This is a genomic window from Halomonas sp. AOP22-C1-8, from assembly GCF_052378905.1.
Lineage (GTDB): Bacteria > Pseudomonadota > Gammaproteobacteria > Pseudomonadales > Halomonadaceae > Vreelandella > Vreelandella citrativorans.
Map to the genome: position 1 here is coordinate 15,467 of NZ_JBQSYD010000001.1, position 12,391 is coordinate 27,857.

Annotated in this window: 10 protein-coding genes; 5 read left to right on the forward strand and 5 right to left on the reverse strand. The window is 53.2% G+C overall.

Going from position 1 to position 12,391, the window contains the following annotated elements; genetic code table 11:
* Positions 1-26: 26 nt before the first annotated feature.
* A complete protein-coding gene (locus ACT3TY_RS00080) occupies positions 27-1,019 on the reverse strand; it encodes an arabinose ABC transporter substrate-binding protein (protein WP_444627031.1) in 993 nt (330 codons plus the stop codon).
* A gap of 75 nt (positions 1,020-1,094) precedes the next feature.
* Positions 1,095-2,315, reverse strand: a complete 1,221-nt coding sequence (locus tag ACT3TY_RS00085; RefSeq protein ID WP_444627032.1) for an aldose epimerase family protein — start codon at positions 2,313-2,315, stop codon at positions 1,095-1,097.
* Positions 2,316-2,495: 180 nt separating this feature from the next.
* Between ACT3TY_RS00085 and ACT3TY_RS00090 the strand changes: the two genes are divergently transcribed.
* The 3 genes from ACT3TY_RS00090 (at position 2,496) to ACT3TY_RS00100 (ending at position 6,358) form a co-directional block, all read left to right on the forward strand.
* Positions 2,496-3,464 carry a LysR substrate-binding domain-containing protein gene (locus ACT3TY_RS00090; RefSeq protein WP_193054275.1) on the forward strand — a complete coding sequence of 323 codons (969 nt, stop codon included), beginning with the start codon at positions 2,496-2,498 and terminating at the stop codon, positions 3,462-3,464.
* A 516-nt stretch (positions 3,465-3,980) separates the two neighbouring features.
* Entirely contained in the window at positions 3,981-5,381 is a 1,401-nt protein-coding gene (locus ACT3TY_RS00095) for an MFS transporter (protein WP_444627033.1), read from the forward strand.
* Positions 5,382-5,413: 32 nt separating this feature from the next.
* The gene (locus ACT3TY_RS00100; RefSeq protein WP_193054273.1) at positions 5,414-6,358 is read left to right on the forward strand and encodes a glycoside hydrolase family 43 protein; all 945 of its coding nucleotides are present in this window, start codon (positions 5,414-5,416) and stop codon (positions 6,356-6,358) included.
* 117 nt (positions 6,359-6,475) lie between these two features.
* On the opposite strand, the gene ACT3TY_RS00105 is transcribed toward ACT3TY_RS00100, so the two are convergent.
* Together ACT3TY_RS00105 and ACT3TY_RS00110 are read right to left on the reverse strand one after the other, a co-directional pair.
* Entirely contained in the window at positions 6,476-7,402 is a 927-nt protein-coding gene (locus ACT3TY_RS00105) for a Gfo/Idh/MocA family protein (RefSeq protein WP_444627034.1), read from the reverse strand.
* A 39-nt stretch (positions 7,403-7,441) separates the two neighbouring features.
* Positions 7,442-8,245 (reverse strand): FadR/GntR family transcriptional regulator, encoded by an 804-nt coding sequence (locus ACT3TY_RS00110; protein ID WP_444627035.1) that lies wholly within the window; start codon positions 8,243-8,245, stop codon positions 7,442-7,444.
* A 427-nt stretch (positions 8,246-8,672) separates the two neighbouring features.
* Between ACT3TY_RS00110 and araD1 the strand changes: the two genes are divergently transcribed.
* Together araD1 and ACT3TY_RS00120 are read left to right on the forward strand one after the other, a co-directional pair.
* Positions 8,673-9,671, forward strand: coding sequence for an AraD1 family protein (gene araD1 / locus ACT3TY_RS00115; protein WP_444627036.1), 999 nt, complete (start codon positions 8,673-8,675; stop codon positions 9,669-9,671).
* An 11-nt stretch (positions 9,672-9,682) separates the two neighbouring features.
* The gene (locus ACT3TY_RS00120; protein WP_444627037.1) at positions 9,683-11,260 is read left to right on the forward strand and encodes an aldehyde dehydrogenase (NADP(+)); all 1,578 of its coding nucleotides are present in this window, start codon (positions 9,683-9,685) and stop codon (positions 11,258-11,260) included.
* A 304-nt stretch (positions 11,261-11,564) separates the two neighbouring features.
* On the opposite strand, the gene ACT3TY_RS00125 is transcribed toward ACT3TY_RS00120, so the two are convergent.
* Entirely contained in the window at positions 11,565-12,314 is a 750-nt protein-coding gene (locus tag ACT3TY_RS00125) for a FadR/GntR family transcriptional regulator (protein ID WP_087111148.1), read from the reverse strand.
* Between the last annotated feature and the right edge of the window lie 77 nt (positions 12,315-12,391).

Genomic DNA, 12,391 nt, shown 5'->3' on the forward strand with positions numbered 1-12,391 from the left:
CCAAATAGCCCGTCACAAAAAGTCAGTTACAGACCGAGCGCGTCGCGCACTTCTTCCCAGTTATCACGCGTCATTAACGTACCGGACGTTTCTGTAATCGCCTGAGGCTCCTGGTCTTCGCTGATCCAGCGGTAAAGGTCTTCAGCCGTTTGTCGACCGTGCATGGTAGAACTCACCGCAATGGTGCCGTGGAAGCCCGTGGGGTTGTCGCGGGAAAACTCAGCAAATGCCGCGCCTGAACCATTGATGCCCACCCCAATGACATCCTCAGCGGCCAGCCCGTACTGTTCGGTCGCCCGAACGCCCCCCAGCACACTCTCTTCATTCAGTGCGTAGATTACCCAGTGCTCATAATCACCGCGCTTAGAAAGCACCGGTGATGCAGCGGAAAATGCACCACTCGTATCCGTACTTTGTTGAGGCGCATCGAAGATGTTCTCTTCGGGGAAGCCCGAAGCAAGCAGCGCTTGGGTCGCTCCATCCGTCCGTTCAACGGCAGTCGGTAGCTCGTTATTGGTAATACGCAACGCACCTACGTTCTCAACATCCCAGCCACGGGCTTCCATTTCGGCGGCAATTGCCTCACCGACCTGCTGGCCAATTTTGGTGCCGGACATACCCAGGTGCGGTACGCCTTCCATAGGCTCACCACTGGCGTTAACAAACTGGTCATCGACGGTCACCACTTTCATGCCGTACTGTTCGGCGCGATTCATGATCGCAGGCCCAAGACGTACATCTGGCGGGCAAATGACAAACCCTTGAGCGCCTTGTGAGTAAAGGTTATCAATCGCGCTAAGCACCTCTTGACCATCTTCACCACCCAGACGAACAACCTGGAACCCGAGCTCCTCGCCCGCCTCTGTAGCGGCGCGCTGTTCGTTAATAAACCAGGCTTGTTCCGGCTTTTTGACGATAAAGCCCATCTTCACGTCGTCCTGTGCCTGCACAGAACCCAGCGAGGCCAGCATGACGGCGCTACCCAGCGCCAGGCGCGTAAACGTGGTTACGATGCTCATTGTTGTGCTCCTGATGTTCCAATTATTATTGATGTTATTGCTGCAATCACTGTCTGCTGCTCGTCAGGCACATGGCTAGGCGTCCATATCGTCCTGGGCAGAGAAGCGGAAGATGGTACGTGAACGGTAGGTCTCTCCTGGCTGTAGCACCGTGCTGGGAAAGGCATCCTGATTAGGCGAATCGGGAAAATGCTGCGTTTCCAGTGCAAAGCCAGAGCGCTGTGGATAGGCATTGCCACTTTTGCCCGTTAAATCACCGGCCAAAAAATTCCCCGAATAAAATTGAATACCAGGCTCAGTGGTTTCAATTTCCAACAGCCGTCCACTTTGTGGCTCCCACACCTTGGCGGCCATCACCAGATCGCCTTGCTCGGCGTTATCTCGGTTAAGCACAAAGTTATGGTCGTAGCCCTGCCCAAAGCGCAGTTGATCGTTATCTTGCTCAATACGCTCGCCAATCGACATGGCCTGGCTGAAATCGAACGGCGTGCCTTCAACAGGCTGCAGCTCGCCCGTCGGAATCAATGATTCACTCACCGGGGTAAAGGCATCGGCATTGAGCATAAGCTGATGATCAAGGATGGAGTCGTTCCCCTCACCCTTGAGGTTGAAGTAACTGTGCTGGGTAAGATTGACGGGCGTTGCCTTGTCGGTCTCGGCCTGGTAATCGACAATCAGTTCATTTTGATCGGTAAGGGTATACGTCACTTCAACCGTCAGCTCTCCAGGATAGCCCTCTTCGCCATCCTCACTGACATAGCTCAACACCAGCCCCGTCCCTTCCTCATTTTCAAAAGGCTCGGCCTGCCAGAGCACACGATCAAACCCTTGCTCGCCGCCGTGCAGGTGGTTATCGCCATCGTTGGTGGCTAACGAGTAGGTTTCACCCTCCAGCGCAAACTGACCTTCGGCGATACGGTTGCCGTAGCGGCCAATGAGTGCACCAAAGTAGGGATTAGCTTGCTGGTAAGTGTCAGACAGATAACCATCCAGCGATTCAAAACCCAGCGCGATATCGTCAATGTTTCCGTCTACATCAGGTACTTTCAGGGATACGATTGTGCCCCCGTAATTAATGACCTGCAGCTCAACGCCATTGGCGTTCGTCAGCCGGTAGCTTTGCACCTCACGGCCGTCCGGCAACTGGCCGAACGTCGATTGTTCGACGGCGCTCTCTGCTTTACTGTTCGCCATGGGTTCCTTATCACTTTGGGCCTGGGCTACGTTTGTCATCAGCGCGATGACGCCTGCGCTCAGTAACAATCTTGAGCCAACGCTACCTGTATGAGAGGGCATGGTGTTCCTCCTGTTAACATCGTTATTGTTATTCGTGCGGTATGCGGTTCACTACCAGGTTCATTACCAATTTTTCCACTACACGCCCTACACTAGACAGCTCTTACATAACTAACCAATATAGGAACACGTTAATTCCGATACACTTATTGTTATCAAAAGCACTGAAAGGCTTATTCCATGAGCGTTCTTGACAGTAACTGGTTTCTCAACGCTCGACTAAAGTTGCGTCATTTTCAGCTATTTTTGGCGCTTGACGAGCACCGCAACCTGCATCGTGCCGCTGCCCAACTCAACATGAGCCAGCCCGCTGCCTCAAAACTGCTCAGTGACCTGGAAGCCAAGCTGGGTATACGTCTGTTTGATCGCCAGTCGCGTGGGCTAACCCCTAACTGGTATGGGGAGGTCATGATTCGTCATGCGCATAGTGTGCTGTCGACACTACACCACACCGCTGAAGAGCTGACCGCGCTGCGCAACGGCAATACGGGCACCGTGGCTATCGGCACCGTTATGGCACCCGCCGTTACGCTTCTAACCAGCGCTATTGAACGGGTCCACAGAGACCGCCCGGAGCTTAAAATCAGTGTGGATGTGGATGTCAGCAAAGCGCTGGTGCCACGTTTGCTGGAAGGTGAGCTGGATTTTGCGATTACACGCCTTCCACCAGGCAGCGATCTTGAGCGCTTTGTCTTTGAAGAAATTGGCGAGGAGGAGTTGTGCTTTGTGTGTCGTGAAGGGCATCCGCTGGTAGGCAAAACGTCGTTAAAACTGGCGGACATGGCCGCCTATCCGTGGTCACTGCAGCCACCCGGCGCACTCATGCGACAGCGTGTTGACAGTCTGTTTCTGCATCATCAGGTCGCGCCACCTCGACAAGTCGTTGATACTGCCGACTTACTGGTGTCACTAGCACTGGTCGATAAATCTGACACCATCACCGTGACCACGCGCGAAACGGCCGATCTACTCTGCACCCCGCAACGCTTTCACCAATTGCCCTTCGTCGAAGCGCTTAGCGTGCAGCCCTACGGCCTGGTCAGCTTACGCCACCAACGACTTTCACCGGGGGCTGCGCTATTAATGAGCACCCTCCGCGAGATTATCGCTCAGAACGCGCAACGCGAAGATGGGCGCAGTGAAACGTAACGAGGCAGCCGCACAACAAGCATGGCCAGCCCGATAGCAGCAGGCCTTTCACTGCTGCTATCTCATAGAAACTTCCTCACAGAAACATCCTCACAGCACCCTTACCAACATTAATACTGCGCTCCTTATCGAAAGATGCGTAGCGGCTGCCCCATGAACACAGCCGACAGGTCAGATATTGCCAAGCGGTCGGCATCGCCGCTCGCCTTGGCTTAACCTGCTCAGTGCTTGAGAAAAACGTCCCTCTAAAGCCTCTGAATAAGCTACCAGACTAAAGTCCATGTTGAACATTTTCCCCATATGTTCAACATATAGGCAATCCTAATAAAGAATAATCGACTGGAGCCACTATGCTGCACATCGCCGTATTTCTACGTTTAACCCTATATCGCATACCGTGTTTCAGGGCCTATCGAAAGTGAATTGCCATGGACGTCAGGTGATTTGCTCCTTCGGTTTCTATAGAGGCGGTCACTAATTTCTTAGTCGCCATATCTATCATTTAAGGCTCTACCCATGAAAACTCCAAAGCTTACGTATCTGGAAAAGGTTGGATTCGGCAGCGGCGATATGGCGATCAATGTCGTTATATCTTCGATGTTTCTGATTATCTCTTACTTCTATACCGATATTTTTGGCCTAAAACCCAGCCATATGGGGATTCTATTTCTAGTAGCGCGGTTAATGGATGCAGTGACTGACCCGCTTATGGGTATTATCACCGATAAATTCAATACGCGTTATGGTCGTTACCGCCCTTACTTCTTGATTTTTTCAGTACCTTTTGGGATCTCGGTACTACTACTTTTTACTACACCCGACTGGAGCTATAACGCTAAGCTGGTGTGGGCATACTCAACCTACCTGTTTGTCACGCTCATGTTCACGGCGGTGACCATCCCCTATATTTCCTTAATCGGAGTACTGTCACCGGACCCGCAAGACCGGCTATCTGCCAATGGATACCGCTTGTTTTTTGCCAAGATTGCCGCCTTCCTGGTAACGATCATAGTGCCGATACTTGCCGAATTTGTGGGTGGAGATAATCTTGCCTTGGGCTACCAGGTATCCATGGGCTTAATGGGAGGACTCGCTACCCTGTTATTTCTGTTCTGTTATTTCACGACTACCGAGCGCGTCCAGCACACTATCGATACGAAACCACTGAAAGAGCAGTTTCGCCTGTTAATCAAAAACGATCAGTGGATGGTGCTATGTGCGGTCTGCTTTACAGGCACGCTAGGTTATGTGATTCGCAGCTCGGTGGCGGCCTATTACGCTAAATATTATCTCGATGCTAACGCGACAATGCTGTCAGCCTTCTTAACCGTGGGCGTTAGCGCAGCCATCTTGGCCATGGTGGCTTCAACCTGGATCACCAAACGCTACTGTAAACTCAACCTCTTCCGCTGGAGCCAACTCGCCGTCGGGGTGCTGAGCGTTATCATGTTCTTTGCCGTCTCTCCGGGCGATATCGTGCTGGCCTTTATTCTGTATTTCCTTATTTCCTTTGCCGTTGACCTGCATGCTCCGGTTTTCTGGTCGGCTATCGCCGAGTCAGTAGATTACGGAGAAGCCAAGACTGGGCGGCGTGTCTCAGGACTGGCGTTCGGTGGTATTTCATTTTTTCAAAAAGCAGGCATGGGGGCAGCCGGTTTCCTGGTAGGCATCTTGTTAACCTATTTTAACTATGAGCCTAATACTGAACAGAGTGCGTTTACGCTAACCGGTATCGCGTTGATGCTTTCTATCATTCCTGGCGTCTTTCATACGCTGATGGGCAGCTTAATGTTCAAGTACCATATTACTGATCGCTATTATGAAAAAATGAAAGCAAACCTTTTAGAGGGCTCCCCGCTACCTGAAACGCCGCCAAAGCAACAACAGCGGCCTATCTACCGCGCAACGAACCTATAACGCGCAACGAACCTATAAGAAGAGAGACCATAATGACGATGAGGCCTTTGATAGAACAACGCGCAGACCCGTTTATTCATAAGCATACCGACGGCTTTTATTACTTCACGGCTTCGGTGCCTGAATATGATCGTTTAGAGTTACGCCGGGCATCAAGCATCGAAGCCCTTGCCGATGCCAGTACCGTCAGCGTATGGCACAAGCCAGATACAGGCCCTTTAAGCGAACTGATTTGGGCACCGGAACTGCACTTTCATGCAGGGCGTTGGACTATCTATTTTGCGGCGGCTCCCAGCCGAGAGATTAAAGACGGTTTATTCCAGCACCGCATGTACGCAATTAGCACTGACGCGGAAAACCCTCTGACCGGCACATGGAGCGCGCCCATTCAGGTCGAGACGGGCATCGATAGCTTCTGCCTCGACGCAACAACGTTCTCTCATCATGACAAACTCTATTACCTATGGGCGCAGAAGTCGCCTGACATCCCCGGCAACTCCAACCTCTATATTGCACCCATGGAAGCGCCCGACACGCTATCAGGGCCGCCGGTTCGTTTGAGTATTCCTGAATTTGAGTGGGAGACGCGTGGCTTCAGTGTCAACGAGGGGCCTGCGGTTCTGTGCCGACATGGCCGAGTGTTATTAACCTACTCGGCAAGCGCTACCGATGAAAACTACTGCATGGGCTTGTTGTGGGCCAATGCCGATGACGACTTGCTTGATCCTTCCAGCTGGACGAAGCTGCCAAACCCCGTTTTTCAGAGCGACTCGCCCAATAAGCTCTTCGGGCCAGGGCACAATAGTTTTACCGTTTCTGAAGACGGCCAAACGGATCTACTGGTGTATCACGCGCGCACGTATACCGAGATTGAGGGCGACCCCCTGTGGGATCCGAACCGACATACGTACGTCAAACGCATCCAATGGGACGCAGAAGGATTCCCTCTTTTCGGAAAACCCTCATCACCTGATTAATGGTTTATTTTCCTGCGAATGCTTTAACGTTCCGCGTTAACCCGCCACCAACGACTCCATATGCCCTTGCGTTTGGCTTGAGTCGTTGATGGCACCTCTCTATAGCGTGAACGGCCATCACTCGATAAACGCATCCGTTACGTCACGATGACCGTACAAGAAAGCGTCGGCTACTTGGCGCAGTGGCGCGACATCTACTTCGCTGCGCCCCGCTGCGATAAGCTCGGCGAAGTAAGTATAAAGACCTTCATACTCCTTCTCTTCAGCGTCGACTATCTGCTGACCTTCAATCGTTAGGCGGCAACCACCGTCGGTCAGGCTTACGCGCCCGCCATCAGTATCAATGTGAATATCCCAGGTTTGCGGGCCGGTCTGACGAAAATCAAACACCGCTTCAATAGCCGTATCCAGGTGGTCCGTAAAAGAGAGCTCAGCGGCAATCGGTGTCTGGCAATTTTCTGGCACCTGCAACCGCGCCTGACGCAGGAAAAACGGTTGCGGCAGGATGGCCGTAGCAATGGAAAGCGCGTTAATACCCGGGTCGAATACGCCCATTCCACCGGGTTGCCAGATCCACGCTTGGCCTGGATGCCATACCCTTACGTCCTCTTTCCACTCAATATCAACTCGCCGAATACTGCGCTCTGCTAACCACTGTTTGGCATGGGCAACGCCCGGTGCAAAACGTGAATGCCAGGCAGCAAACAGGCTAACGCCTTGCTGGTCAGCCACTGCGATCAAGTCCTCTACTTCACTTAACGTGGCCCCTGGCGGCTTTTCCAGCAGCACGTGCTTGCCACGCATTAACGCAAGGCGCGCTTGAGAGTAGCGCAGGTGAGTAGGCGTGCAAATGGCCACGGCGGTTATCTCAGGGTGAGCATCCAGCATGGCCTCTAGCGAGGCATAGCCAGGAGTGCCCGGCAGTACTGCATTAGGATCAGCTGTGGCGACAAACTGGCAGCTAGTGGCCGCTGCCATTGCAGGAATATGCTGATCGCGGGCAATTTTACCCACCCCGACCAGGCCAATCATTACGTGAGACATACGTTTGCCTTGTTAGCAAAAGTGGGATCAATGTAAGGCTCAGCGGCGCTCGATGTTAAGCCCCAAAGAGCTGGGTTCCAAAGAGCTAGGCCCCAAAGAGCTGGGCTCCAGGGTGCTGGCACTGTTCTCAAGCCCCAGCGCCTTTGCGGTACCCGCCAACACGGCCTGAGCCGCCAAAAACGCCTCCCGAGGGCGGCGCAGGCGAATACTTTCCATTAGCTGGCGATGCTGCTCCAAACTCTCGTCAGGGTCCGGGGCGCTCTCATTGGACATCGATACCAACATGTAAATGGAAGGACGCAAGATATGGGAAAGCTGTGCCCAAACGATGTTGTGAGTCGCCTTGAAGATCGCCTCATGAAAAGCAACATCGCATTCACTATGCAGACGCCGCTCTTCAAGACAGGTGGCATTACGCAGGTTCTGGCCCAACCCTTCAAATGCTTCTTCGATAGCCACCAAATCGTGCGCCGTGGCACGCTTGGCAGCGGTCATCGCCACATAAGGTTCCACGTCCAAACGAAAAGCCAGTATTTCGCGCTGGATATCAGGGTTTGGCGCAGCATACCGCGTTAACCAATGGGTCACCTGGGGATCAAGGATATGCCACTCAGAATACTCACGAACCTTGGAGCCATGCCCTGAAATACGCTCAATAATACCCGCATCCACCAACTGACGAAGATCGCTACGTACCGCCGAGCGATTAATAGCAAAGCGTTCACACAGATCCAGCTCCCGAGGCACAAAATCGCCGGGCTGATAATGCCCTGCGAAGATAGCTTCGGCGAGATGTTCGGCAATACTGGGCCGAGCAACAGGCTTACTGAGAGATGACGTCACTATGATTCAACCCTATTACAATTCTTCTCAATCATAACGTAATCAACCTCTCCAAGCATGGGCGTAATACAAGCGGATGGTACTGATGATTTCCCCTTGATTAATGCTCATGGCGACATCGTGATATTGGCAACTCCCTTTAAATCCAGGGAGCCGCTATGACGTTACGCTTTCTTTGTGATAACGTCGACACATACAAAAGTATATGTTGAACATACTGGCAATAAGCTCAACAGTTCGTCTACGATGAATAGCACTTTCCAAATAATGGCGTCAGCCACCTCTAACAAGCAGCGCTAGCACTCTCCCGGATAGCCCGCTTGGGGTGACATGACACCGCCTCATGCCATTCAAGACACCATTGGGTTGCCTGCTGTTTGCCATGCAAATGAGCAAGCGCTTGATGTATTAACAAGGACATGTCGCTATGCGGTTGATTCAGTACACCGAACAAGAAACACTAAAAGTCGCATTGGTAGAGAGCGCTGAGAAAGTTCGCCCCATCGCCATAGAGGGCGGCACTTACGCGCTAGCTAAAGCCGCTATTGCCGCTGGGGAGTCGCTTGAACAAGCCATTAAATCACGGCTTGGCGACACGCAGATTGATTACCAAACGCTAATCGACGAGCAGCGCCTGCTACCGCCGCTCACGCATCCCGACCCCGCCCACTGCCTGGTGACCGGCACCGGCCTCACCCACTTGGGCAGCGCCGATACGCGATCCGCCATGCATGCCAAAACCCAAGTGGCCGAGGAGGAGCTGACCGACTCCATGCGCATGTTCAAACTCGGCGTTGAAGGCGGAAAGCCTTCCGATAACGCCGAAGGGTCGCAGCCGGAATGGTTCTATAAAGGCGATGGCGACTGCATCGTCGCGCCGGAAGCAGACATGCCTTCTCCCGCGTTTGCCCAGGATGCTGGTGAAGAACCAGAGCTTGCGGGGCTCTATATGGTGGCTGACGATGGCACTCCGTGGCGGATTGGCTACGCTGTGGGTAACGAATTTTCCGACCATGTTACCGAGCGTTTTAACTACCTATGGCTGGCGCACTCTAAACTGCGCGCCTGTAGCGTTGGGCCAGAGCTGTTGATCGGAGAGTTGCCTACCCACCTTGAAGGCACCAGCCGCATTGTGCGCGATGGTCAAACATTGTGGGAAAAGCCATTTTTAACCGGTGAGTCCAATATGGCCCACAGCCTCGCCAATCTTGAGCACCACCACTTCAAATACGCAGGCTTTCGCCGCCCGGGCGATGTCCACGTCCACTTCTTCGGCACGGCTACTCTTAGCTTTGCTGACCAGATTCAAACCCGCGATGGTGACCGTTTCGAGATCACGCTTAACGATTTTGGCCGCTCACTACGTAACACGCTACGCATGCCAACGAATCACAAGCACGAAACAACCATCGTCAACGCGCTTTAACAGGAGGCTACATGACACTGCAAGGTACACTGCTTATCGGTCAACAGGCCGTCACCGGTACTCAAGCCGATATTGTTGCCGTTAACCCGGCCACCGGCGAAACGCTGGAGCCGCGCTATCCCGGTGGTAGCCGCGCCGAGGTTGAAAAAGCCTGCCAGCTTGCCGAGGCGGCGTTTGATCAATACCGCGAAACCTCACTTGAAGCGCGCGCTCACTTCCTGGAAACCATTGCCGAAGAAATTGAGGCCATTGGTGCTGACTTGACCCAGCGCGGCGTGGCCGAAACCGGCCTGCCTGAAGCGCGCCTTGAAGGCGAGCGAGGCCGGACCTGCGGCCAGCTACGGCTGTTCGCTTCGGTAGTGCGCGCAGGTGAATGGCTGGATTTGCGCTACGACCCGGCCCAGCCTGAGCGTAAGCCCATGCCGCGTGCCGACTTACGCCAGCGCCATATTCCGCTTGGCCCCGTGGCCGTGTTCGGCGCCAGCAACTTCCCGTTGGCTTTCAGCGTAGCAGGGGGCGATACCGCCTCGGCGCTGGCGGCAGGCTGCCCTGTGGTCGTGAAAGGCCATTCAGCCCACCCCGGCACTTCTGAACTGGTAGGCCGCGCTATTCAACGCGCCGCGGCCAGGTGCAACATGCCGGAAGGGGTGTTTTCGCTACTGTTCGGCTCAGGTCGCGATATTGGCCAAGCGCTGGTCTCAGACCCGCGTATTAAAGCGGTTGGTTTTACCGGCTCACGCAGCGGCGGCATGGCCTTGATGGCGACTGCCCAGGCGCGTCCCGAGCCGATTCCCGTTTATGCCGAGATGAGCAGCATCAACCCGGTATTCCTGTTCCCCGAGGCGCTGAAAGCGCGCGGCAACAAGCTTGCCGAAGGCTTTGTCGCCTCGCTGAATATGGGTGCCGGCCAGTTCTGCACCAACCCTGGCCTGGTCATTGGCCTCAAAGGCGCTGACCTGGATGCGTTTATCACTACCGCAGGGGAAGCCGTTAAAGCCAGCGGCGCCCAAACGATGCTGACGCCCGGCATCCATGAGGCGTATCAAAGCGGTGTCTCCGCCCTTTCGGGCCAACCAAGCGTCAAGGAAGTGGCCCGTGGTCAGTCAGGTAGCGGCCCGCATAGCTGCCAACCGGGGCTATTTGTGGCCAGTGCTCAGGACTTCCTTAACGATGACGCGCTTCAGGGCGAAATCTTCGGCGCTGCCTCGCTGGTCATTGAGTGCGCTGACGTGCAGGAGATGCAGCGTGTTGCCGACCAGCTCGAAGGTCAGTTGACGATTACCCTGCAAATGGACGATGGCGACCTGGAGGCCGCACAATCACTTCTGCCCACGCTTGAGCAGCGCGCCGGCCGACTCCTGGCCAATGGCTGGCCGACCGGGGTTGAAGTGGGTCACGCGATGGTGCATGGCGGACCGTTCCCGGCAACGTCCGACAGCCGCACTACGTCTGTCGGCAGCGCCGCGATTTATCGCTTCCTGCGCCCGGTTTGCTATCAGGACTTGCCTGCTGGTTTACTGCCAGAAGCATTGCGCGACGATAATCCTTTTAAGGTTTCGCGACTGGTGGATGGTAAGCGGGAATATTAAACAAGACGGTAAATAGCAACTCATCAGGACATATACTGCCTGAGACCTTTTATTAACATGCTAAAGACCTCGCCGCACCAAGCCCCCGACAGGGGGCTATATCCCATGTTAAACGTGGAATATTTTAGCGAAAAAACGAATTATTTTATGGAACGGAGCGCGGTACGACGGTCACCACTTAAACGTTAATTCATCCCAGGCATTAACCTCCTATAGCCTACTGAGGACAGCCCTGTCCAAGACGAATTTTGACTAGCGGCGCCTGTTATTCAACCGTAAACATCCTGCACATATGCCCGAAATGCTAATTTACGGATTTATCTATTTCACAGGCTGATTTCTCTTTCGTCGTGCGATAAACACTATCCAAGTGAGCAAGCATCGCTCGCTCGGCCGCATCGGGATCACCGCGTTTCAAAGCATCAACAATGCGAGCATGCTCCCCATAACTCCGCTCAATCGCACCGTCCTCAACCATTACTTGGCGGCGTATACTAAGCCCATACCCGTAGAGTTCTTGAGCATAACGCAACAACAAGGAATTATTAGCATACTCAGAGATAAGTTTATGAAAGCTCTGATCAGATAGCTGAAAATAGACAGGCGAATCGAATAGCTTGCTCTGTGCGTCAAGCAATCGCTCCAGCTTTTGAATGCCTTCCATATCTATTCTAATAGCAGCTCGCCTAGCAATAGCAGCTTCGACAATAATCCGGCTCTCGAAAACACAGTCCAAATCGAAGCTCTCCATCTCGCTTACCCGGCAAGCCTCTTGGGTATCTGTAAAACGTGATAGAGCATGCTCATCTGCACTTATACGTGTTTTACTGCCTTGAGAAACGCTTATCAAATCATAGGCAGCCATTTGAGCAAGAGCACCTCGTACTGTCTCTCTACTAACTTCAAAAAGCTGTGCCAACTCGCGCTCGCTAGGCAATAAATCTCCCTCTCTTAGCAGTCCTGTTTTAAGCATATCAATTAGTTTTTCAACCAGTACTTCCTTTTTAGTTTTATTTTTGAGAGCTTTTTCAAAAGCAAATGCTGAATTAGACATAAAATTTTCCCATCTCAACTGGTCTATATACTAGACCAAAAACGACCATGATTTCCACATATGATCACCCTTTAGAC

Coding starts and splice junctions, on each gene's coding strand:
- ACT3TY_RS00080 (WP_444627031.1), bottom strand. CDS start 1,019: ATGAGCATCGTAACCACGTTTACGCGCCTGGCGCTGGGTAGCGCCGTC.
- ACT3TY_RS00085 (WP_444627032.1), bottom strand. CDS start 2,315: ATGCCCTCTCATACAGGTAGCGTTGGCTCAAGATTGTTACTGAGCGCA.
- ACT3TY_RS00090 (WP_193054275.1), top strand. CDS start 2,496: ATGAGCGTTCTTGACAGTAACTGGTTTCTCAACGCTCGACTAAAGTTG.
- ACT3TY_RS00095 (WP_444627033.1), top strand. CDS start 3,981: ATGAAAACTCCAAAGCTTACGTATCTGGAAAAGGTTGGATTCGGCAGC.
- ACT3TY_RS00100 (WP_193054273.1), top strand. CDS start 5,414: ATGACGATGAGGCCTTTGATAGAACAACGCGCAGACCCGTTTATTCAT.
- ACT3TY_RS00105 (WP_444627034.1), bottom strand. CDS start 7,402: ATGTCTCACGTAATGATTGGCCTGGTCGGGGTGGGTAAAATTGCCCGC.
- araD1 (WP_444627036.1), top strand. CDS start 8,673: ATGCGGTTGATTCAGTACACCGAACAAGAAACACTAAAAGTCGCATTG.
- ACT3TY_RS00120 (WP_444627037.1), top strand. CDS start 9,683: ATGACACTGCAAGGTACACTGCTTATCGGTCAACAGGCCGTCACCGGT.
- ACT3TY_RS00125 (WP_087111148.1), bottom strand. CDS start 12,314: ATGTCTAATTCAGCATTTGCTTTTGAAAAAGCTCTCAAAAATAAAACT.